We start from the raw sequence: 21,818 nt of genomic DNA, 5'->3' as shown, positions 1-21,818 counted from the left end.
CTGTGGACAAGTCGGCATTTCCTGTGGATGTCCCTGTGGATGACCCTTCAATGGGCGCCTCCGTGGACAACTTGGGAAGCCGACGCGCCGGCTGCGAAGGACTCGCGGCCAGGTGATGAACGGCGAAATGGGGGCTGCGAGCGCGGCTGGGGGTGCCCAGCACACGCTCGAAATCGGCCGATCGAACGATGCGGCCGGTCACGGCTTGGTCGGATGGAAGAAGACGCGACGTGTCGAGACGATCAGGCAGTGCCCGATCCGCCTCAGACGGCCAGGCGCTTGCGGCCCTTGGCGCGACGTGCGGCGATGACGGCGCGGCCACCGCGGGTCTTCATGCGGACGAGGAAGCCGTGGGTACGGGCGCGACGGGTCTTGGAGCCTTGGTAAGTGCGTTTCATGGTGAACCTCTATCGAAATGTCGGACTGACGTTTGGGTACTGTCGGACACCGACAGCGGCATCGGAACTCCGCAACACAGCCTGGCTCAATGCCCGGCCCTGGCGGCCCCCTCCGCACCGTTCCTTGCAACCCCTGCGGGTCACTCGGTCTGGCGCGCCGCCCTCACGGGTGGATGCCTAAAAGCAATTTCTGGAAGGCCCACGAACATACGTCCGGGCGTCCGGAAAACCCGCGATTACAGCAAAGATTCAGCCCGTGGTCAATCTGCGGGAATGTGCGAGCGGGGGATTACCTGATCTTGACCCTGCCAAAAATTCTGTGGATAACCCAGACTTCGCGGCCCCTCGTCGGTACAATCCGGCCGCTCGAAGAATAAGTTTTCCACAATGAGCGCAGACGTGTCTGAGGTGACTTTGTGGCAGCGCGTTTGTGAACGCCTCGCCACGGAGTTGCCTGAACAGCAATTCAACACTTGGATCCGGCCGCTGCCTGCTGCCGAAGTGATCCACCTCCAGGAAGGGAATGGCGAGGACGCCGTTCTGGTGTCCCTGCGCGTGCCCAATCGCTTCAAGCTGGACTGGATCCGCAGCCAGTATGCCGGCCGCATCGAGCTGATTCTCGGCGAACTGGCGGGCAAGCCCGCCCGCCTGGAGCTGTCGCTGGCGCCCCGCGAGACCATCGCCCCGCTGCCGCGCAACAGCGCCCCGGTCGCGTCCATGGGCCAGGTGCTGCAGCAGCACGGCCTGCGCAGCGGTCCGTCTGCCGCGGCAGCCACCGCCACGCAGGCGCCGGGCGCCACCACGGCGCCTGGTACTGCGTCCGCCACGGCGGCCGCAAAGCCGGCAGCCCCGGTCACCGCCGCCAGTCTGGTGGGCAATGCTCCGCCGCCGGGGGCGGCGCAAACCCTGCCGCCCAGCGCCACTCGGCACCGCATCAACACCAGTCTGACCTTCGACACGCTGGTGCCGGGCCGTGCCAACCAGATGGCCCGCACCGCCGCGCTGCACGTCGCCGGCGCACCCGGCCAGATGTACAACCCGCTGTTCATCTACGGCGGCGTCGGCCTGGGCAAGACCCACCTGATCCATGCGGTGGGCAATGCCCTGCTGAAGGACCGTCCGGACGCCCGGGTGCTGTACCTGCATGCCGAGCAGTTCATCTCGGACGTGGTGAAGAACTACCAGCGCAAGACCTTCGACGAGCTGAAGGCCAAGTACCACTCGCTGGACCTGCTGCTCATCGACGATGTGCAGTTCTTCGCCGGCAAGGACCGCACGCAGGAGGAGTTCTTCAACGCCTTCGAAGCGCTGCTGGCCAAGCGCGCCCACATCATCATGACCAGCGACACTTATCCCAAGGGTCTGGTGGACATCGATGAACGGCTGACCAGCCGCTTTGACGCCGGCCTGACCGTCGCCATCGAGCCGCCGGAGCTGGAGATGCGGGTGGCGATCCTGATCAAGAAGGCGGAGGCCGAAAGCGCCCCGATGCCGGAAGACGTGGCCTTCTTCATCGCCAAGAATGTGCGGGCGAACGTCCGTGAACTGGAAGGCGCCCTGCGCAAGGTGCTGGCCTACAGCCGCTTTTCGCACAAGGAAATCAACATCCAGCTGGCGCGGGAAGCGCTCAAAGACCTGCTCTCCATCCAGAACCGGCAGATCTCTGTGGAAAACATTCAGAAGACGGTGGCCGACTTCTACAAGATCAAGGTCGCGGACATGTACTCCAAGAAGCGGCCGGCGAGCATCGCCCGGCCCCGCCAGATCGCGATGTATCTGGCCAAGGAGCTGACGCAGAAGAGCCTGCCGGAGATCGGCGAACTCTTCGGCGGCCGGGATCACACCACGGTGCTTCACGCGGTCCGCAAGATCGGCGGCGAGCGACAGAAGAACACCGAGTTGAACCAGCAGTTGCATGTGCTGGAGCAGACGCTCAAGGGATGACGAAAAAACGCCCCGTCATCAGCGAAAATAGCGCGTTTGCCAGAGTGGCGGCGGTCGGCCAGGCCGGCGCCGGGCCCCGGTGGGGTGCCAACGAGCGAACAGCCAACAGTGGAGAGAGGTTGACATGATCGTGTTGAAAGCCAGCCAGGACAAAGTGCTTGCCGCGTTGCAGGCGGTGTCCGGCATCGTGGAGCGGCGCCATACCTTGCCCATCCTGGCCAATGTGCTGCTCCGCAAGCAGGGCTCGCAGGTGGAGCTCACCACCAGCGACCTGGAAATCCAGGTGCGCACCACGGTTGAATTCGACGGGGACGAAGGCGACTTCTCGTCCACCATCGGCGCCCGCAAGCTGATCGACATCCTGCGGTCGATGCCGTCGGACCAGACCGTCAGCCTCACGTCCAACCAGAACAAGATGACGCTGCAGGGCGGCAAGAGCCGCTTCACCCTGCAGACCCTGCCGGCGGAAGACTTCCCGCTGGTGCAGGAAGCCGCCGATTTCGGCCCGGCGTTCAGCGTCCCGCAGAAGACCCTGAAGACCCTGATCAACCAGGTGCACTTCGCCATGGCGGTGCATGACATCCGCTACTACCTCAACGGCATCCTGTTCGTGGCCGAAGGCAAGACGCTGACGCTGGTGGCCACCGACGGCCACCGTCTGGCGCTGGCCCAGGCGGAGCTGGACACCGAGATGCCCAAGCAGGAAGTCATCCTGCCCCGCAAGACGGTGCTGGAGCTGATGCGTCTGCTGAAGGACGGCGGCAAGGGCGAGGAAGAAGAACAGCCGATCGAGATGCGCTTTGCCGGCAACCAGGCCAAGTTCAGCTTCAGCGGCATGGAATTCGTGACCAAGCTGGTCGAGGGCAAGTTCCCCGACTACAACCGTGTCATCCCGAAGAACCACCGTTTCCACGTGATCCTGGGCCGTCAGCAGCTGCTGGCGGCACTGCAGCGTGCGGCCATCCTGACCAGCGAGAAGTTCAAGGCGGTGCGCCTGGCCTTCGACCCGGGCCTGCTGTCGATTGCGTCCAGCAACGCCGAGCAGGAAGAGGCCAAGGAAGAAATCGAGATCGACTACGGCGGCGACCAGATCGAGACCGGCTTCAACGTGACCTACCTGATGGACGTGCTGGCCAACATGGGCCAGGACATGGTCCGGGTGGATCTGAACGACAGCTCGTCCAGCGCGCTGATCAGCATTCCTGATCAGACGGGCTTCAAATATGTCGTGATGCCGATGCGGATCTGATGTTGAGCCGCAGCGCGGGCGCCCCTGAGTGCCAGGGCTGCAGCACCCCGGCCCCCGCCAGGTGGGGGCCCTGACAAGATGGACAAATGGCCGCCACGGCGGCCTGGAATACTCTCTGATGAGCGATAACACCTCCCCTGAGAACACTCCGGACTCTGCCAGCAACAATGGCGGCTACGGCGCGGATTCGATCCAGATCCTGGAAGGCCTGGAGGCGGTTCGCAAGCGCCCCGGCATGTACATCGGGGACACCTCCGACGGCACCGGTCTGCACCACCTGGTTTTCGAAGTGGTGGACAACTCCATCGACGAAGCGCTGGCGGGCTATTGCGACGACATCGTCGTGACCATCCACACCGACAACTCGATGTCGGTCATCGACAACGGCCGCGGCATCCCCACCGGCGTGAAGATGGACGACAAGCATGAGCCCAAGCGCAGTGCTGCGGAAATCGCGCTGACCGAGCTGCACGCCGGCGGCAAGTTCAACCAGAACAGCTACAAGGTGTCGGGCGGCCTGCACGGCGTGGGCGTGTCGTGCGTCAACGCGCTGTCCAAATGGCTGCGCCTGACGGTGCGCCGTGAGGGCAAGGTCCATCAGCTGGAGTTCCGCAAGGGCGTGCCGCAGGACCGCGTGATCGAAGTGCGGGACGGTTTCGAGACCAGCCCGATGAAGGTCGTCGGCGACACCGACAAGCGCGGCACGGAAGTGCACTTCCTGCCCGACACCGAAATCTTCACGCAGAACCACGAGTTCCACTACGACATCCTGGCCAAGCGCCTGCGTGAGCTGTCCTTCCTGAACAATGGCGTGAAGATCCGCCTGGCGGACGAGCGCAACAACAAGGAAGACAACTTCGCCTATGCGGGCGGAGTGCGCGGCTTCGTCGAGTTCATCAACAAGGGCAAGACGACCCTTCATCCGAACATCTTCCACGCCCAGGGCGACAAGATGTCGGACCAGAACACCAACATCGGCGTGGAAGTGTCGATGCAGTGGAACGACGGTTTCAATGAAAACGTCCTCTGCTTCACCAACAACATTCCGCAGCGCGACGGCGGCACCCACCTGACCGGCCTGCGCGCCGCGATGACACGTGTCATCAACAAGTACATCGAGGACAACGAACTGGCCAAGAAGGCCAAGGTGGATGTCAGCGGTGACGACATGCGCGAAGGCCTGGCCTGCGTGGTGAGCGTGAAGGTGCCGGAGCCGAAGTTCAGCTCGCAGACCAAGGACAAGCTGGTTTCGAGCGAAGTGCGCGGCCCGGTGGAAGAAATCGTGGCGGCCAAGCTGAATGACTGGCTGCTGGAGAACCCGATCGACGCCAAGATCATCTGCGGCAAGATCGTGGATGCTGCGCGTGCGCGTGAAGCGGCCCGCAAGGCCCGTGAAATGACGCGCCGCAAGGGCGTGCTGGACGGCCTGGGTCTGCCCGGCAAGCTGGCCGACTGCCAGGAAAAGGACCCGGCGCTCTGCGAAATCTACATCGTGGAGGGCGACTCCGCCGGTGGCTCTGCCAAGCAGGGCCGTGACCGGAAGTTCCAGGCGATTCTGCCGCTGCGCGGCAAGATCCTGAACGTGGAGAAGGCGCGCTACGAGAAGCTGCTGACCAGCAATGAAATCCTGACGCTGATTACCGCGCTGGGCACCGGCATCGGGCGCGGCGCTGGCGGCGACGACTTCAATCCGGACAAGCTGCGTTACCACCGCATCATCATCATGACTGACGCGGACGTGGACGGTGCCCACATCCGGACGCTGCTGCTGACCTTCTTCTACCGGCAGATGCCGGAGCTGGTGGAGCGTGGCCACATCTACATTGCGCAGCCGCCGCTGTACAAGGTGAAGGTGGGCAAGCACGAGCAGTATCTGAAGGACGGTAACGAACTGGATGGGTTCCTGCTGCGTGTGGCGTTGCAAGATGCGGAACTGCACCTGCAAGGCGTGGGCGGCCCGTCCATCAAGGGCGAGGACCTGGAGCAGAAGGCGCGTCAATACATTGCGGCGCAGAACGTGATCCAGCGTCTGTCTGCGTGGATGGACGGCGAAGCGCTGCATCTGCTGGCGTCGGGCCTGACGCTGAACCTGGACACCAAGGAAGCCGCGGACATTGCCGCGACGGCGCTGCAGACGCAGCTGCACGATGCAGTGGTGTCGGCCGAGACGGATCCGCGCACCGACAAGCTGCTGCTGCGCATCAGCCGCCGCCACCATGGCAATGTGCGCTCGAGCATCATCACCGCGGACTTTGTGCATGGCGCCGACTATGAAGTGCTGGCCGAAGCCGGCAAGACCTTCAAGGGACTGGTGACGCAGGATGCGGTGATCAAGAAGGGCGAAGGCGAGAAGGCGAAGGAGTCCAAGGTGGGCGACTTCCGTGCCGCCATGGCTTGGTTGATGACGCAGGCGGAATCGAGCGTGGGCCGTCAGCGCTACAAGGGTCTGGGTGAGATGAACCCCGCGCAGCTGTGGGAGACCACGATGGATCCGACGGTGCGTCGTCTGCTGCGTGTGCAGATCGAGGATGCGATCGAGGCGGACCGCGTGTTCACAATGCTGATGGGTGACGAGGTGGAACCGCGTCGGGAATTCATTGAGGCGAATGCGCTGAGGGCGGCGAATATTGACGTTTGAGGCTGCTGTAGAGCGCCCCATAAGGTGCGAAATTGAGCCCCATAAGCTGCGAAAGCTATGGGGCTCTCGCTTTTGATCGGCGCAAGCCAAGGGCTTCGCAGAATTAAAAAAATTCCGTGCCGGCTATTGCGGAGTAATTTCGTAGCGTGCTACAGTTCATTCCATCGACATGGAGGTGAACGCCGTGGGCTACAGCAACGAAGGTTATCAAGCGAACAACCGCCGCCTGTCGCGGGTCTCGCGGCACGCTGAAAAGCGTGCACAGCAACGCTGCATCGACAAGTCGTCTCTCCCGCTGGTGCTTGCATACGGCCAGCGAGAGTTCGACGGAGAGGGCGGAATCCGCTATTTGATGACGGCGGACTCCATCGCGTCCCTCCGGCGTGCGGTTGGACACACCCAGCGCGTCGATGCGCTGGCTGGCGTGTACGCCGTCGTCAGCGCTGAGGACAGCACCCTCATTACCGTTGGCCACCGCTTCGGCTGATGTCAGGAGCAGCACACATGACTCGAACCGAATCGCCGGTGTCTCTTGCGTTCTGGCGGCTGATGGACCTGGCCCGGGGGGGCGTGTTCGGAGAGACTTGGCTGTTTGCCCTGGCCTGGTTGGCGGCCGGTCGGATGGCAGTCGCTCGCAACATGAGCGTGGACCAACTGGCTGAGGTCGATGCCTGGAAGGCCTTGGTCGACGCAGGATTTCCGGCAGAAGCGGCCGACCGGGCCGTTCCTCAACGGAGCTCCACGTCTGTTGCGGACATGGGGCGGCGTGCCGCAGCAACGAGCATCGTTGCGGAACTGCATCGCGAACTCGGAGACCTGCGCTGGGACGTTGTGCCCTGCTTCCTCGACGGAGGCGCACGCCAAGCCGAAGGCATTGTGGTCCCTGAGCTGACGGCGCTGCTGTTCGACCTAGTCGGTGAGCCGGACGGCAGCGAGCTTTGGATTCCGTTCGACCTTCGCGGCCAGTTGACCGTTGAAGCCCTTCGCCGTGGATGGCGAGTCCTGGCCGCTTCACCGCTCTCGGTTTGGTCACTCCCTACGCAGTTGCTGTTGACCATCGAAGCGGGGCATCCCGAGCATCCCAAGGTCCGTCGCGAAGTGGAACGAGACGGTGCGGGTCGCCCCATCGGCCGCGCTGACTACGCCTTGGTCATGCCGCCGTTTGGTGTCCAGGTGAAGGACAGCAGCATGGCCATGTGGGACACCGCAGGAGGCAAAGGACTCGAGCAATTCGCCCGCAGCGAGTCTTGGGCGATCCACGAGTTCGTGAACCGGACCAACAAGCGGGCCGTGTTCGTCTCCGGGCAGGGTGTGCTCTTTGCCAAAGGTCAGGAGCAGCGTCTCCGCGAGTACCTCGTTCATCGCGGCGGCGAGTGCAACGAGGTCGCGGCTGTCATCTCCTTGCCTCCCGGCGTGTTTGGTGGGGCAGGCATTGCCGGAGCGGTACTCGTCGTCAACCCAGGGGGTGGCACCGATGACGTCTACATGGCCGACCTCGGCAGCGGCCGAAGGTCTTTGCAAGAGGCCGGAGACATCGTCGCCGCGGGGCACGACATTGCGCTGGGCAAGGTGCCGACCGATAAGGCGCGCTCCGTGACTCGCGACGAGATTGCGGCAAATGAATACAGCCTGGCACCTTCCCGATACCTACGCCGCGTCCCAGACCTCGGGGCCAACGCTCTCGCCCTGGGCGAAATCTGTACTGCGTTGCGCCCCCCGGCCACCTCCAAGGACCCGAGCCAGTTCGAGATGGCTGAAGTTGGTCAGCAGGACCTGAACCAGTGGTCCGCCATCAACCACGAGCTCGAGAAGACAACCTACTTGAAAGCGCCCCCGAAGGCAGGGAACTTGGTTCGGCCGGGCGACATCGTCTTCTCCATCAAGGGGACCGTTGGCAAGGCAGCTCTCATGGGCAGCGCAGCGCAAGCGAGGCCGACCGTGGTCTCCCAAAGCTGTCTGGCACTTAGGCCTCTGACAGATCGGGTCATGCCGCAGTACCTGCTCATGTACCTGCGGTCACCCCACGGGCAAGCACAGCTGGAGGGGTTGCAAGTCGGAGCGGGTGTGCAGCACATCAGTCCGAGCACTTTGCTCGCTATGCAGGTTCCAGTCCCCCCGCTCGAAGAGCAACGTGCTGCATGCCCGGACTACGACCGGCTCTGTGAGCTTGAAGACCAAGTTGCCAGGCTCCAAGGCGAAATCGCCGACCTGACCCGCCATCGCTGGCCCGTTGACGTGCAGTAAGCGGGCCTCTGAAAGACACACGAACAAAACTACATGGCACAACAACTCACCCTCGACACCCTCGAATCCTGGCTCTGGGAGTCCGCCAACATCCTGCGCGGCTCCATCGACTCGTCGGACTTCAAGAACTACATCTTCGGCCTGCTGTTCCTCAAGCGCTTCAACGACGTGTTCGAGGAGCGCGTCCGGCAGCTGGAGCGGGACGAAAAGCTCAGCGAAAAGGAAGCGGCCGTGGAGGTACAGGCCAAGTGGGGCGTCTTCCCGCCCGACGCCCGCTGGCCCAGCCTCATCGCGCGCACCGAAAACATCGGCGAGGCGCTGGACAAGGCCTTCGCCACCATCGAGGCAAACAACACCGAGCTGCAGCATGTGCTGACCGCCACGCAGTACGGCGACAAGCGCGTGTTGTCCGACGCCACGCTGCAGCGCCTGCTGCGCCACTTCAACCAGTACCGCCTCGGCAACAACGACCTCTACAAGGCCGACATGCTGGGTGATGCCTACGAGTACCTCATCAAGCAGTTCGCCGATGACGCCGGCAAGAAGGGCGGCGAGTTCTACACGCCCAAGGCCGTGGTGCAGCTGGTGGTGGAGCTCATCGACCCGCAGCCCGGCCACAGCGTGTACGACCCCACCTGCGGCAGCGGCGGCATGCTGGTGGAAAGCGCCCACCACATCGCCAGGCTGCCTGGCGGAACGCTGATGGGCGACCGGCCCAACGCCCTGCTCTACGGCCAGGAGAAGAACCTGGGCACCTGGGCCATTGCCAAGCTCAACCTCTACCTGCACAACATGCGGGCCGAGATTGAGCGCGGCGACACGCTGGTGGAACCCAAGCACCTGGACGGCGGCTACCTGAAGACCTTCGACCGCGTCATCGCCAACCCGCCCTTCTCCGCCAAGGCCTGGTGGACGCCGCTGGAGCTGGAAGCCGAAGCCGCGAAAGACAGCGAAGGCGGCTCAGGGAAAGACAAGAAGCCCAAGACCCCCAGCTACAAGACTGTCAGCGACCCCTTCGGCCGCTTCAGCTACGGCGTGCCGCCGCGTGGCTATGCCGATCTGGCCTTTGCCCAGCATATGCTGGCCAGCCTGAAGGCCGACGGCCGCATGGGCATCATCCTGCCGCACGGCGTGCTGTTCCGCAGCGGCGAGGAGGGCAAGATTCGCGAGGGCCTGCTGTTCGGCACCGATGCCGCCAGCGGCGGCCAGCCGGGCGACTTGATTGAGGCCATCGTTGGCTTGCCCCCCGCGCTGTTCTACAACACCGGCATCCCGGCCTGCGTGCTGGTGCTGAACAAGCGCAAGCCCGCCGCGCTGCAGGGCAAGGTCATCATCATCGACGCCAGCCGCGACTACCTGGAAGGCAAGGCCCAGAACAGCCTGCGCCCCGAAGACATCGAACGCATCGCCCGCACGCACAAGGCCGCCTTCGAGCAGCAGACCGAGGTGGAGAACTACTGCCGCGTGGTCTCGTTGGACGAGATTCGCGGCAACGACGGCAACCTCAACATTGCGCGCTACATCGACAACGGCGAGACCGAGGAGACCGTGGATGTGGCGGCTACCTTGGCGCAGCTGGCGGTGCTGGCCGAGGAGGAAGCGCAGATTGATGCGCGCCTCAATGGCTATCTGGCTGACCTGGGGTTGCAGGAGCTCGGCCAATGAAGGTGCTTCCTAACGGTTGGAAGACCGCGACCATTGCCGAAACCTGCGACATCCTCGACAACAAGCGCAAGCCTCTGAACTCGGCCCAACGCCTGGAGATGAAGGGTTTGGTGCCCTACTACGGTGCCAATGGAGTTGTCGACTACATCAACGACTACATTTTTGACGAGGACCTGATCCTCATGGCCGAGGATGGTGGCAATTTCTCCGAATACCTAACCCGCCCTATTGCGTACCAAGTGCGAGGAAAGAGCTGGGTTAACAATCATGCCCATGTGCTACGAGCAAAACCCCAGTTCGATCAGGACTACCTCTTCTACTCCCTAGAGCACAAAGATATCCAGCCCGTTCTCAACGGGGGAACTCGTGCAAAGCTGAATAAGTCCGAGCTGGAGAAGATCGAGCTGCTTCTTCCGGTGAGTTTCGAAGAGCAACGCCAGATCGCAACCATGCTGACGGCCGTGGACGACAAGCTGGACGTGATTGCGCGCCAGATTGAAGCCACCCAGACCCTCAAGCAGGGCCTGATGCAGACGCTATTCAGCCGGGGGCTCGGCACCAGAAGCTCCGACGGCACATGGGCTCCCCACACGCATCTCCACCATATTGATGGCCGAGAACTTCCGAGAGCTTGGGGGGCAGCAACGCTGGGCGCGTACATCGCCGAGCTGCGCTCAGGCGTGAGTGTGAATGCGGAAGACCGGGGCCTCAGACTTGGCGAGGTGGGCGTACTCAAGGTCAGCTCAGTTCAAGGCGGCAGATTTCTTCCGTCGAACCACAAGACAGTCGTGCCAATGGAAGTTGATCGAGTGGCTGAGCCCGTGCAGGAAGGCTGCATCATCATCAGTCGCGCCAACACTCCAACACTCGTCGGTGAATCGGCCTATGTCGTGAAGTCTTGCCCCGAACTCTTCTTGCCGGACAAGCTTTGGCAAACTCGGCCAACCATCAAAGCCCATTCAACGCGCTGGCTCGCCTTCTACCTCCAAAGCCCGGCAGTAAGGCAAGAAGTTCAAAAGGCTGCGACTGGCACTAGTGGCAGCATGAAGAACATCTCGAAGGCTTCGCTGCTCAGCATATTTATGCCTCTGGTTCCTTTGGAGGAGCAGCACCATATTGCTGACTTGCTTGGGGCCGTCACGTCCAAGATTGACGCACTGGAGGCAAAGCATCGGCACTACCAGACCCTCAAGCGCGGCCTCATGCAAAAGCTCCTGACCGGCGAATGGCGCGTCAAGGTCGACGCCGAGCTGGCCGCCTGATCCACCATGGACGCCGCCGTCTCGCCCGCCCTCGACAGCACCCGCCTGGCCGAGCTGCAGCGCGCCGTGCAGCTCAAGCTGGGCGGCTGCCTGCTGCGCCTGCAGCAGTACGAGCGGCTGCTGAAGGCCATGTTGGCGAACACCGATCTGGCGGGCGAGCCGGCCCAGTTGCAGGCGCTGCGAGACGCCCGGGTGGCGAGCGTCCACAAGACCACGCTGGGCGGGCTGGTGAGCCTGTTCACGGGCGGCTACCTGCTTGCGGAAGAAGGGGGCGCCCCGGCGGCGGAGACAGACGACAAGGCTCCTGGCGACAAGCTCTGGTTCAGCTTCCAGCAGCGCATGGAGATGAGTGCTGAGCGCCATGAGGCCATCACGGCCGAGCTGAAGGAACTGGTGGACCTGCGCAACGAGCTGGTGCACCACCTGCTGGAGCGCTTTGACCTGGGGCAGCTCGACCGCTGCGAGGCGGCCGTCGCCTACCTGGATGCCAGCCGGGCCACCATCGACCGGCACTACCAGACGCTGCGCACCTGGGCCGAGCATATGGACAACGCCAGAGCCCTGGCCGCGTCTTTCATGAACAGCGATGCCTTCAAGGACATGTTCATCGACGGCATCGCGCCAGACGGCCAGGTGAACTGGCCCGCCAGCGGCATCGTCAGCAGCCTGCGCGAGGCGGAGCAGGCCCTGGCGCCCTCGGGCGGCCAGGCACACTGGATCGAGCTGAACGCCGCCATCACCTGGATTGCCAAGCAGCATCCGGACCAAACCCCCAAACGCTACGGCTGCAGCAGCTGGCGGCAGGTGCTGCACGAGAGCGGCGCGTTCGAGGTGATGAAGAAGACGCCGGCACAGACGCCCACCGCAGGCGCGGGCACGACAACGACAACCGGCACGGTGGTTTGCTACCGTAGCCGCAGGGAGGAACAACGATGAACAACAGGCTGACAGCACTGGCCCGCGGAGCACACGCATGAGCCAGGCGCCCGAGAAAACCGGCGTAGAAACCCCGGCCCTGGAGTGGCTGGTGCGGCTGGGCTACACCCACCTGCCCGGCGCCGCGGTGAAGGCGGAGCACCGCCACCTGGCCCCGGTGCTGGAAGACGTGCTGCGCCGGCGGCTGCAGGCGCTGAACCCCTGGCTGGCCGAGGCGCCCGGCGGCGTGGATGCGGCGCTGATCGAGCTGCGCAAGCGCGCCAACAATGAGCTGCTGGCGGCCAACCAGGCGGTGTGGCAGCAGGTGCTGCACCGCTCGGACATCCAGGTGAAGGACCTGGCGGGCCAGCCGCGCAGCGTGCGCTTCCTGGATGCCACCGACGCGAGCCGCAACGACTTCCATGTCGTGGACCAGTACGTGGGCCGCAATGCGGATGGCGAGCTGTTCCGCCCCGACCTGCTGCTGTTCGTCAACGGCCTGCCATTGGCCATCATCGAGTGCAAGGCCAGCCACCACCGGCTGGACGAGGCGCTGGCCCAACTGGACGGCTACCAGCGCAGCTTTGCGGCGCAGTTCGTGTTCAACCAGGTGTGCGTGGGCCTGAACCGTCGCCAGGGCCTGTACGGCGCGATCCTCACCAAGCCTGCGTTCTATGCCCGTTACCGGATGGAAGCCCCCGAGCTTGCTGAGGTGGCGGCCCTGCTGGGCAGCGAGCCCGGCGAGCAGGAGCAATTGCTGTGGGCGCTGTTCGAGCCCAGCCGCTTCCTGGAGCTGGTGGCGCACTTCGTGCTGTTCGAGACGCGCGACGGCAAGACAGTGAAGAAGCTGCCGCGCTACCAGCAGTGGCGCGCCGTGCGCAAGACGGTGCGCCGGCTGACCAGCGCCACGCCGCTGGGCGGCGTGATCTGGCACACGCAGGGCAGCGGCAAGTCGCTGACCATGGCGCTGCTGGCCCGTCTGCTGCGCGCGGACAGCACCGGCCTTGCCAACCCCACGGTGCTGGTGCTGACCGACCGGCGCGACCTGGACAAGCAAATCTTCGACACCTTCCACGCCGTTGGCATCCGCGCCATCCAGGCCGTGTCGGTGGCCGGGCTGGTGAGGATGCTGGGCAACGACTACGGCAGCGTGTTCACGAGCACGGTACAGAAGTTCCAAGAGGGCGACGAGCCTGCCGCCCAGGCCGAGGACGCCGCCGACGGCGAGCCCGAAGAGGTGGACGAAGTCTTGCAGGCCACGCGGCACCGCCGCGTGCGCGTGGACAAGGACTTCTTCATGGTGGAGGAGCGCAACGAGCACTTCCGCCAGCACGACAGCGACGGCGTGCTGCTGGACCCGAAGTGGGTGGAGTGCAAGCGCGAGAAGATCAGCTTCCGCGTGCTGAGCGCCAAGCCCAACTTCTATGTGCTGGTGGACGAGGCCCACCGCAGCCAATACGACTTCCTGGCCGCCTTCATGCGCGCCAGCCTGCCCAACGCCAAGTTCATCGCCTTCACCGGCACGCCGCTGCTGAACGACGACAAGCACACGCTAGCCGAGTTCGGGGGTGAGACCTACATCGACGAGTACCGCCTGCACGAAGCGGTGGCCGACGGTGCCACGCTGCCCATCAAGTACCAGGACGCCTGGGTCAAGCTGGCCGCCGATGCCAAGCTGGACGAAGCCTTCAACGAGCAGTTCGCCCAGGCGCCCGAGGCGCACCAGCTGGCCCTGAAGAAGGCGCTGCTGGCCCGCTGGCGCCAGGCAGGCGACCGGATGGAGCAGGTGGCGGCGCACCTGGTGGAGCACTTTGTCAGCCATGTCCAGGCCAAGGGCCTGAAGGCCATGCTGGTGTGCAACGGCCGCGATATGGCGGTGCGCTACAAGGACCTGCTCGATGACTTGATGGCCCAGCGCGCTGCGCAGGGCCTGCCGACCTTCCAGAGCCAGGTGGTCATCTCCCTGGCCGGGGTCACCGGCACGCGGACGGGCGCCACGGTCGAGGAAGAGGCGGCCGAGTACAAGCTGCCGGTCACGAAGGTGCAGAGCATTGAGGAGCGCATTCGCGATGAGCTGAAGGCCGGCAAGCGGCCGGTGGCCCTGCCGGCGGAGCAGATCAGCCACTTCGTGAGCAAGCTGTTCCCTCTGCCCTATGGCGACGAGAGCAAGGGCCAGGACGGCCAGCCGCAGGCCAACAACGTGGGGCTCATCATCGTGTCCGACATGCTGCTGACGGGCTGGGATGCGCCCATCGTCAGCACCATGTACCTGGACAAGCCGCTAAAGGAGCACACCTTGCTGCAGGCCATTGCGCGGGTGAACCGCACGCTGCCGGGCAAGAACGCCGGCTACATCGTGGACTACCACGGCGTGGTGGAGCACCTGGACCAGGCGCTCAAGCTGTACGGCGGCGAGGTGCAGCCGGCACAGGTCTGGCAGGGCGTGGAGACCGAGCTGCCCAAGCTGCAGAGCACGCTGGAGCGGCTGCTGAAGCTGCTGCCCAAGCAGCACGACCCGGTCAGCGAGCGCGAGGCCTACAAGGATGATGCCGAGCGCTTCCTGGACCCGGCCAGCCGGCTGGATGCAGTGGAGGACTTCCTGGCGCTGGCCAAGCAGTTCAACCGCAGCATCGACATCATCCTGCCCGATGTGCGGGGCCTGCCCTTCAAGCCCTACTTCACGCTGTTCGCCGAAATCAGGCTGATGCTGCGCGATAAGCTGCCGGACGCCACCTACCGCGAGCGCATCACGCAGCTGGAGTCCGCCCTGCTGCAGCGGCTGCTGGACGAGTACATCGCCGCCAGCCCGGCCAAGAGCTTGCTGGGGCGCGAGGTGTCCATCCTGGATGCCAGCGACATGGCGCGGCTGAAGCAGCTGGCCAGCCCGGGCAGCCAGGCGCTGGTGATGAAGAACCAGCTCAAGCACACCATCGTCACCGGCCGCGACAAGGACCCGGCCTTCTTCGACAAGCTGGCTGAAGAGCTGGAGAAGCTGCTGGAGGAGGAGAAGGCCGGCCGCATCAGCCAGGCGCAGTTCCTGGAGCAGCTGGAGCTGTTCGGCCAGCGCGTGGCGGACAAAGACAAGACCGGCTTCGAGACGCCGGCGCACTCGGCGGTGTTCCGCTACCTGGCCGCCCTGCTGGGTGAGGACACGGCGCGCGCGGCAACGACCACGCTCTTTGAAGACCCGTCACTGAGCCAGACGCTGGCGGCCAGCAACTGGAAGCAGATGCTGGACCTGCACCCCGAGATGCGTGACCTGCTGCGCAAGCTGCTGATGCCGTTAGCCGGCTGGGAGCGCGCAGTGGCGCGTGAGCATGCAGCCCGCATCCTGGACATCCTGCTGAAGAACTGAGCCATGCCCCGCTTGCAGTACGGTCAGACGACCATCGAGTGGCGCTTCAAGGCCGATGCCACGCTCAAGCGGCACTACGTGACCGTGGAGCGTGGCCGGCCGGTGCTGCTGCGCGGGCCGGCGGTCGGGCTCGAAGAACAAGAGGCGCTGGTTCGGCAGCGCGCACGCTGGATTCGCGAGAAGCGGGCGCTGGTGGAGGCACCGACTGCCGACGAGCAGATCGTCACTGGCAGCCGGCTGCGCTACTGCGGGCGCACCTATTTCACCGAGGTGCGCCACGCGCCGAAGCTGGCGCACGCCACGCTGCATTTCACTGCGTCACGCTTCGTCATCGAGAACCCGGCCGGGCGCAGCATCAGCTCGGACGCGCTGGCGCCGCTGCTCAATGCGTTCTACCGGGAGAAGGCGCACGAGAAGTTGCTGACGCGCGTGAGGCACTGGGAGCGGCAGTCAGGCCTGCAGGCCCGGGGTGCTCGCATTCGCCACTTCCAGAGCCGCTGGGCCAGTTGCAACGCACACAACGTCCTGGAGTTCCACCCACGGGTTATGGAACTGCCGGCCAGCGTGCAGGACTACGTCGTCGTGCACGAGCTTTGCCACACGGTTGAGAAGAGTCACACGCGGGCGTTCTGGGCGCTGGTGGCTCGCCAAATGCCGGACTGGCGCCGGCAGCATGAAGTCCTGGAAAGCGCGGCGTTCGGGGACCTGGTCTAGCGTCGCTCGCTCGGCGCCTTCCAGCGAAGTAAGGCATCAACGGGGTCGACGGTGCCGATGAGCTCCCTGGCACGGCCCAGCCGCTCAAGCAGTTGTTGCCTCGGCTCCTCCGCCAGGCGTTCTGAGGCCCGCTCGACCTCAGCGAAGTACGCACCAATCATCTGGGCCTCATCCCAGCTCGCAATCGCCGCCAACAGCTCCTGCCGACACTCCTGGCGGAGCTTCTCTTGACGAGCTCGCTCCGCCGCCTCCTGGCGAAGACGGTTCTGCTCTTGCCACTGTCGGTATTCTTCTTCGGCCTTCGCGGTCGTCACCTCGATCTTCTTTCCCAAGATTGGCCCCTCGGCCTCGAGCTCTTGGACGATTCCGGCAATCAGCGAGGAGAGCTGTCCTCGCTTGGCTTCAGACCACTGCTTGACCCAATTGACGCGCCCGTTCGTGGAATACGCCTGCACACGAAATCGGCCGGACGGTTGGTCTTGCGTTGTTGTCCAGTAGTGAGGACTCGTCATTTTGCGGCGCTGCTCGGCAGACAGTGAGGCCACGGGAACGTACTTGCTTCCGCCAACGTACATCATCTCCGTCGCCTCGGTCATCTCGTAGATGGTCAGGCCGATAGCGACTTCGCCGATGAACACGACCGTCGGCCGCTCCGGCGCCCAGGCGTTCTCCATGTAATGGTGCTTCCTCGGCACCTCGCGCAGGTCGACTTCTGCGCGGCCGAAGTGACCGCCGTGCGGCGCGATGGTGACGCGGTGACCTCGCTTCGTCAGTGCGCGAAAGAGCGCGTCCGCGGCGGCAATGCCGGCATCGACGCAGGCCTCGGAAACAAGGACGTCGGCCATCAGGCGCTTGTATGGTCGAAGGATGCCGGTCCTGCTATCGCGTGTTTTCTTGAAGTACGGCTTGATGTCGGCGAGGACCGGGTGCACTCCACCTGAGTTGGCCGGTCGTGACGCGCGCTTCTGCGGCGCCGACGGCGGACCAGATTGCTCACCCGCGCTCGTGGTCGAGTTTGGCTTGGGCATCGCCACGGACGTGCGCTCGCTCTTACCGATGAAGTCCCCAGGGCTCCATTCCGTGATGTCGCCCGGCCGTGCCGCCGGCAGCGCAGGCTTCGGCGGCGCCTTGCCAAACTCCAGCTTGGCCCAGTAGCCCCGCGGTGGCCGGGGTACGCGCAGCTCCGTGCACACGCGCGCCATGTAGCTCGACGACACGCCGAGCCGCTCGCCCACTCGCAGCATCGGTTCCTTCCAAACCAGCTCGTAAAGCTGCTCCCGCGATAGCGGACTCGTCTGGGCCTCGGGCATCACACCTCCATTCAAGCAGGAGCCCGATCCTGTCACGGCTGAGTGACGCCATCCCGTTCAAAGAAGCGTTAGACGCAATGCTGAAAGCTTCTGAAGAGGCTGCCGCGTGCCATCGCGCGAAGCTTCACCGACCCAAAAAATGCTTAACAGTGGCGCCGACGCCACGATCCGTATAACGCGGAATTTCGAGTCTGCCAAAACTACTCAAGAACGCTTTGACCGGCCCCTCCGACGGGCCCTAGTCTGCACCGCTGAGCAGGAGGCTGGCGGCTTCGAATCTCATCCCGAGACGCCTGCATCCTAGCCCGTCCGCGAGCTTCGGCGCAACCGCGAACGGATGGTGGTGCGCCGCGGTTTCTGGGTCATGCAGAAGAAGTACGGAAGACGTCCCGGCTTGAAGGCCGTGGACACTGGAGCGCGAAGGTCAGCGCCCACATTTGGTCGCGAGGCCGTGCTCAGCTACGCCGAGAAGGGCGGAGGCGTGCGCGTCTTCGAGAACGATGCGGAACGTCTTGTCTCCAAGCTGCTCGGGATCGACCCGCGTGTGCGCCGCTTTCAGCCGCAGCCGTTTGCAGTTGACCTGGTTGAGGGGCGGCTGCTGCGCACGGCCGAGCAGCGGGACGTCGCGCGTCGCCAGTACGCCGGCAGGCCGGGACCGGCGCTCTACACCCCCGACTTCTATGCAGAGTTCTGCAGCGGGCGACGGCTGGCGCTCGAGGTCAAGCTCGACCGCTACCTCGGTGCCGAGCCAGACCACGAGCGGATCGAGCTGGCCAAGAAGGTGCTCACCAACTACGGGCATGAATTCGTTCGGGTGGTCATGCCCGCTGACCTTTCGCATCAGCTGCGCTCAAACATCACCCTGCTTCATCACGCCGCGCTCCGGGCTGACCTGCGTCCAGATGACGCCGCGGTTGCGCAGATTGACACCCTGGCCGCCCAGGGCGCGCGCACCTACGGTGACTTCGCCAACGGCTTGGGCGTCTCGGTCAATCTGATGCCGATGCTCGTGCTTCACGGCGTTCTCGCTATCGACCTCATCAGCCATCGCTTTGAACGACGGTCACCCATGACGGCCGCGTACGGCTCACTCGACCATCTGGAGCTGATGGAGCGGCTCGCGCGATGAATCAAGGCTTCCTTCCGGGCGATGAGCTCGTCTTGGCTTCAACAGGCAAGACTTTGTACGAGGTCGAGAAGCGGTTGCCCAGGATTCAGTCCGTCAGAGTTCTCGACCTGGAGAAGCAGACGGAATGCGTGCTCGCCGAAGCGCCACTACGGCTGCAAATCGCGCTTGGTGAGCTGCGCATCAAACGCGTGGGGGTGGACTGGGAAGAGGCACTCAGCCGTCGTCAATCCGGTGCCGATGACGAAAAGCTGCACGCCGCCATGCGCGTTATGCAGGCAATAGAGCAGCTACGAAAGCGCTACGAGGTCAGCTTCAACAAGGCGTTCTCCATGCTGCTCGAACAGGTCAGGTCTGATGACGGACCTGAACGCCTGGCCCTGCCTTCTCTTTCCCAGGCGTACCGCTGGTGGCAGCGCCATAGGGCCGGGCTCCCCTTGCGCCTTGGCGATGTTCACAAGGGCAATAGAAGCCCGCGGTACGACGTGAAAGTCGACGAGGTCATCAAAGACCTCGCCGAAACGCACTACTTGCAGGTCGAGTCGCGGTGGGACCTTCAGACCCTCACGGACTTCATCAACCTCACGCTGCACGACACCAACCTCTTGCCCAAGACCAAAGCAGTCAGCAAGGCCTATGTGCACCGGGTGATCCGGCTGGAACTCCACGCGGACCCCGAGCATGCGCGTATGGACCCACGAGACGCCGTCAGTGCGAAGGCCGTCGCCAGTCAGCGGATAAGGATTTCAGGGCCCTTCGAGCGGGTTGAGCAGGATGGCCTTCACCTGCCGTTTGTGGTCAAGACCATCCATGGAGTATCGAAGGACATCTGCCTTGTCCACGCCATCGACTGCTGTACATCGACGCCCGTCGGCTGGTGCCTGGTCATCGGCTCCCCTCGCGTTCCGTCCACTCTGAAGTGCATCGAGACCATCCTCTTTCCAAAGACGCCGCTGGTGGAGCGCTTAGGCCTGAAGTACGACTTCGACATCTATGGAACTCCGCTCCAACTGGTGATGGACAACGGCCCAGAGACCGGGAATGGGGGGCCACGCATGGCACGACTGACTCAACTGGGCATCGACCCGTACTGGCTCCGGTCACGCAATCCACAGAGGAAGCCTTTTATCGAGCGCTTGAATCGCTCGCTGAAGGAGGAGCTCGAGACACTGCCCGGGTGCACCCGGCTTAACGGCAAGGATGGCAAGCGTGACCCTATCGCTTTGGGCGACGACCTCATGACACTCGAGGAACTTGAGCAGTGGATCGTCAGGTTCTTCTTTGAAAAGTGGGTGAATCGAAAGCTGAAGCGGTTCGAACGATCCGTCTTCACCGACAACACCGTCTTCATCGACAGGACCGACCTCGGCGCCACGCCGCGTCAGCGTTACCAAGTCCTCACTGAGCAGATGGGCTACCCCGTACCCCTGCCGCCCAGTATTGGGGCCTGGCGTTCGGTGGTCTACGAGCAGGAGTTCCGCACGCTTTCGCGGACGACTGGCATCAGCTACGCGACGCACCACTTCAAGGGTGACAGGTTGCCTTACCTCATCCAGCAGTTTGGCGAGACCGAGGTCAAGGTACTCATCGACCCGGACGACTATCGGATGGTCTATGTTGTGGACCGTGACGGCCGCTCGCTTGTTCCCCTCGTCAACGCGGACGCCCCCGAGGGGTCGGCGGCATTCAGCTTCGCTGAAGCTGCCGCCATCCTGAAAGCGGCTCGCCAGGATGACTTGCCGGCTGACTCTTTGGAGTTTCGCCGTGACCTGTTCCTTCGCTCGGCCGGCTTGGCGACGCCACCCGAGAACCCCAAGAAGCCGTCCAAAAGATCGGTGAAGGGCCCCACGGCATCGCAGACGACTACCCAGAAGGCGCGACAGCATGAAGCCATCCAGCGGGCGGCAGCCAGGCCACTCCCAGCGACTCAGCCAACTCTCGGGCAGCCTGCGATGGGCTCTGCTCAAGAAGACTGGGCGGCGGTCACCCCGCTCAAGGAATTGGATCGGAAAGGCAACAAGGACAGCCAATGACATCAGCTCGCGACCTGCGTCGCCGAATCGAATCCTGCAAGCTGGAGCACCTGACCTTCCTGATCCACCAAGAGTGGCTTCTGGATCGAATTGAAGACGCCCTGGCCGGTGCCGCACCGCGAATTGAATGGATCGTTGGGCCTTCTCGTGCCGGCAAATCAATGCTGATGGAGGCGTTGGCCCAGCGCTATCCAGAGTACCGAGAAGGCGGCGTACGTCGCGTGCCAGTTCTGTACATACCGCTCTCTCAAGCAATCTCGTCAAAGTCGTTTCCAAGCTTGGTGTTGGAGGCTCTGAAGGTGGCAGTACGACGGGGTGACAGGGTTGCGGACCTGGAGCTGCACGCCGCGCAGACCCTGACGAAACTGGGCGTGAAGGTGCTCCTGCTCGATGAAGCCAGCCACTTCGTCGAACCCGCTGCCCGACTCCTCCCTCGCTCTGCGGGTGACATGCTCAAAGTCCTCTCGGAGCGGGCGAGCATGAGCATCTTCATGACGGGAATTCCAAGGCTTGAACTGCTGATAAAGAGCAACGACCAGCTCCGCCAGCGAGCCTCCGCCAAGCGGCAGTTCTACCCGTACAACTTCCGTGAGGCCGACCAGAAGTCCGCCTTCGCCGCCTGCGTCAAGACGTACTACGACATGTTTGCCGAATGCGGTTGGCCTATCGACGTGGAGTTCGCGGCCTTTGTCAAAAACTGCTTTCTGCACACGGGTGGCCTTATCGGTGTGTTGAGCAAGTTCATGCAGGAGCTGTGCATCCGCCCGCGCGGTGAACAACCACGAGCTCTCAGCCTGGAGGACTGCAAAAGAGCTTCGGATACGGCAGGTGGAACGCGCAGTCCGCTGGTGAAGCCGTTCAAGTCCTTGGAAGTGTCCGACGCCGACCTCAACGTGGCGCATCAGTACATCCTGGACATCGAGCCGCTTCCGGACGTCCGTCGTCTCTAGTCCCATTCAACAACC

The 21,818-nt window shown here is 63.8% G+C and carries 15 protein-coding genes; 13 read left to right on the top strand and 2 right to left on the bottom strand.

Annotated features, from left to right (window positions below; genetic code table 11):
• Positions 1 to 263: 263 nt before the first annotated feature.
• The gene (rpmH, locus tag FHS28_RS21460; protein ID WP_058937081.1) at positions 264 to 398 is read right to left on the bottom strand and encodes a 50S ribosomal protein L34; all 135 of its coding nucleotides are present in this window, start codon (positions 396 to 398) and stop codon (positions 264 to 266) included.
• Between the two features lie 399 nt (positions 399 to 797).
• Between rpmH and dnaA the strand changes: the two genes are divergently transcribed.
• The 10 genes from dnaA to FHS28_RS21410 all read left to right on the top strand — a co-directional run bounded on the left by dnaA (position 798) and on the right by FHS28_RS21410 (position 16,384).
• A complete protein-coding gene (dnaA, locus tag FHS28_RS21455; RefSeq protein ID WP_445677842.1) occupies positions 798 to 2,342 on the top strand; it encodes a chromosomal replication initiator protein DnaA in 1,545 nt (514 codons plus the stop codon).
• 124 nt (positions 2,343 to 2,466) lie between these two features.
• Entirely contained in the window at positions 2,467 to 3,591 is a 1,125-nt protein-coding gene (gene dnaN / locus FHS28_RS21450) for a DNA polymerase III subunit beta (protein ID WP_088453841.1), read from the top strand.
• Between the two features lie 118 nt (positions 3,592 to 3,709).
• Positions 3,710 to 6,229 (top strand): DNA topoisomerase (ATP-hydrolyzing) subunit B, encoded by a 2,520-nt coding sequence (gene gyrB, locus FHS28_RS21445; RefSeq protein WP_088453842.1) that lies wholly within the window; start codon positions 3,710 to 3,712, stop codon positions 6,227 to 6,229.
• A 169-nt stretch (positions 6,230 to 6,398) separates the two neighbouring features.
• Positions 6,399 to 6,716 (top strand): DUF4258 domain-containing protein, encoded by a 318-nt coding sequence (locus tag FHS28_RS21440; protein WP_088453843.1) that lies wholly within the window; start codon positions 6,399 to 6,401, stop codon positions 6,714 to 6,716.
• A gap of 17 nt (positions 6,717 to 6,733) precedes the next feature.
• Positions 6,734 to 8,473: a type I restriction-modification system subunit M/S gene (locus FHS28_RS21435; protein WP_184295371.1), complete on the top strand. Its 1,740-nt coding sequence runs from the start codon at positions 6,734 to 6,736 to the stop codon at positions 8,471 to 8,473.
• A gap of 33 nt (positions 8,474 to 8,506) precedes the next feature.
• Positions 8,507 to 10,138, top strand: a complete 1,632-nt coding sequence (locus FHS28_RS21430) for a type I restriction-modification system subunit M (RefSeq protein WP_088453845.1) — start codon at positions 8,507 to 8,509, stop codon at positions 10,136 to 10,138.
• On the top strand, positions 10,135 to 11,400 hold the full coding sequence (locus FHS28_RS21425; protein WP_088453846.1) for a restriction endonuclease subunit S: 1,266 nt from the start codon (positions 10,135 to 10,137) through the stop codon (positions 11,398 to 11,400). The genes FHS28_RS21430 and FHS28_RS21425 overlap by 4 nt, the downstream gene beginning before the upstream one ends.
• A 6-nt stretch (positions 11,401 to 11,406) precedes the next feature.
• Entirely contained in the window at positions 11,407 to 12,336 is a 930-nt protein-coding gene (locus FHS28_RS21420; protein WP_088453847.1) for an OST-HTH/LOTUS domain-containing protein, read from the top strand.
• Positions 12,337 to 12,373: 37 nt separating this feature from the next.
• Positions 12,374 to 15,670, top strand: coding sequence for a type I restriction endonuclease subunit R (locus FHS28_RS21415; protein WP_088453848.1), 3,297 nt, complete (start codon positions 12,374 to 12,376; stop codon positions 15,668 to 15,670).
• A gap of 3 nt (positions 15,671 to 15,673) precedes the next feature.
• Entirely contained in the window at positions 15,674 to 16,384 is a 711-nt protein-coding gene (locus FHS28_RS21410) for a M48 family metallopeptidase (protein WP_088453849.1), read from the top strand.
• Here FHS28_RS21410 and FHS28_RS21405 read toward each other — a convergent pair.
• On the bottom strand, positions 16,381 to 17,694 hold the full coding sequence (locus FHS28_RS21405) for a hypothetical protein (RefSeq protein WP_088453850.1): 1,314 nt from the start codon (positions 17,692 to 17,694) through the stop codon (positions 16,381 to 16,383). The two genes, FHS28_RS21410 and FHS28_RS21405, sit on opposite strands and share 4 nt — an antisense overlap.
• 451 nt (positions 17,695 to 18,145) lie before the next feature.
• Here FHS28_RS21405 and FHS28_RS21400 point away from each other — a divergent pair, with 451 nt between their 5' ends.
• The 3 genes from FHS28_RS21400 to FHS28_RS21390 are packed head-to-tail and all read left to right on the top strand — an operon-like array spanning position 18,146 to position 21,803.
• A complete protein-coding gene (locus tag FHS28_RS21400) occupies positions 18,146 to 18,823 on the top strand; it encodes a hypothetical protein (protein ID WP_088453851.1) in 678 nt (225 codons plus the stop codon).
• Positions 18,820 to 20,853: a TnsB C-terminal domain-containing protein gene (locus FHS28_RS21395; protein WP_088453852.1), complete on the top strand. Its 2,034-nt coding sequence runs from the start codon at positions 18,820 to 18,822 to the stop codon at positions 20,851 to 20,853. Before FHS28_RS21400 ends, FHS28_RS21395 begins: the two co-directional genes overlap by 4 nt.
• On the top strand, positions 20,850 to 21,803 hold the full coding sequence (locus FHS28_RS21390; RefSeq protein WP_088453853.1) for a TniB family NTP-binding protein: 954 nt from the start codon (positions 20,850 to 20,852) through the stop codon (positions 21,801 to 21,803). The genes FHS28_RS21395 and FHS28_RS21390 overlap by 4 nt, the downstream gene beginning before the upstream one ends.
• Positions 21,804 to 21,818 lie beyond the last annotated feature (15 nt).

This window comes from Roseateles terrae, from assembly GCF_014192155.1.
Lineage (GTDB): Bacteria > Pseudomonadota > Gammaproteobacteria > Burkholderiales > Burkholderiaceae_C > Roseateles > Roseateles terrae.
This window is presented reverse-complemented; position numbering and strand designations above follow the sequence as displayed.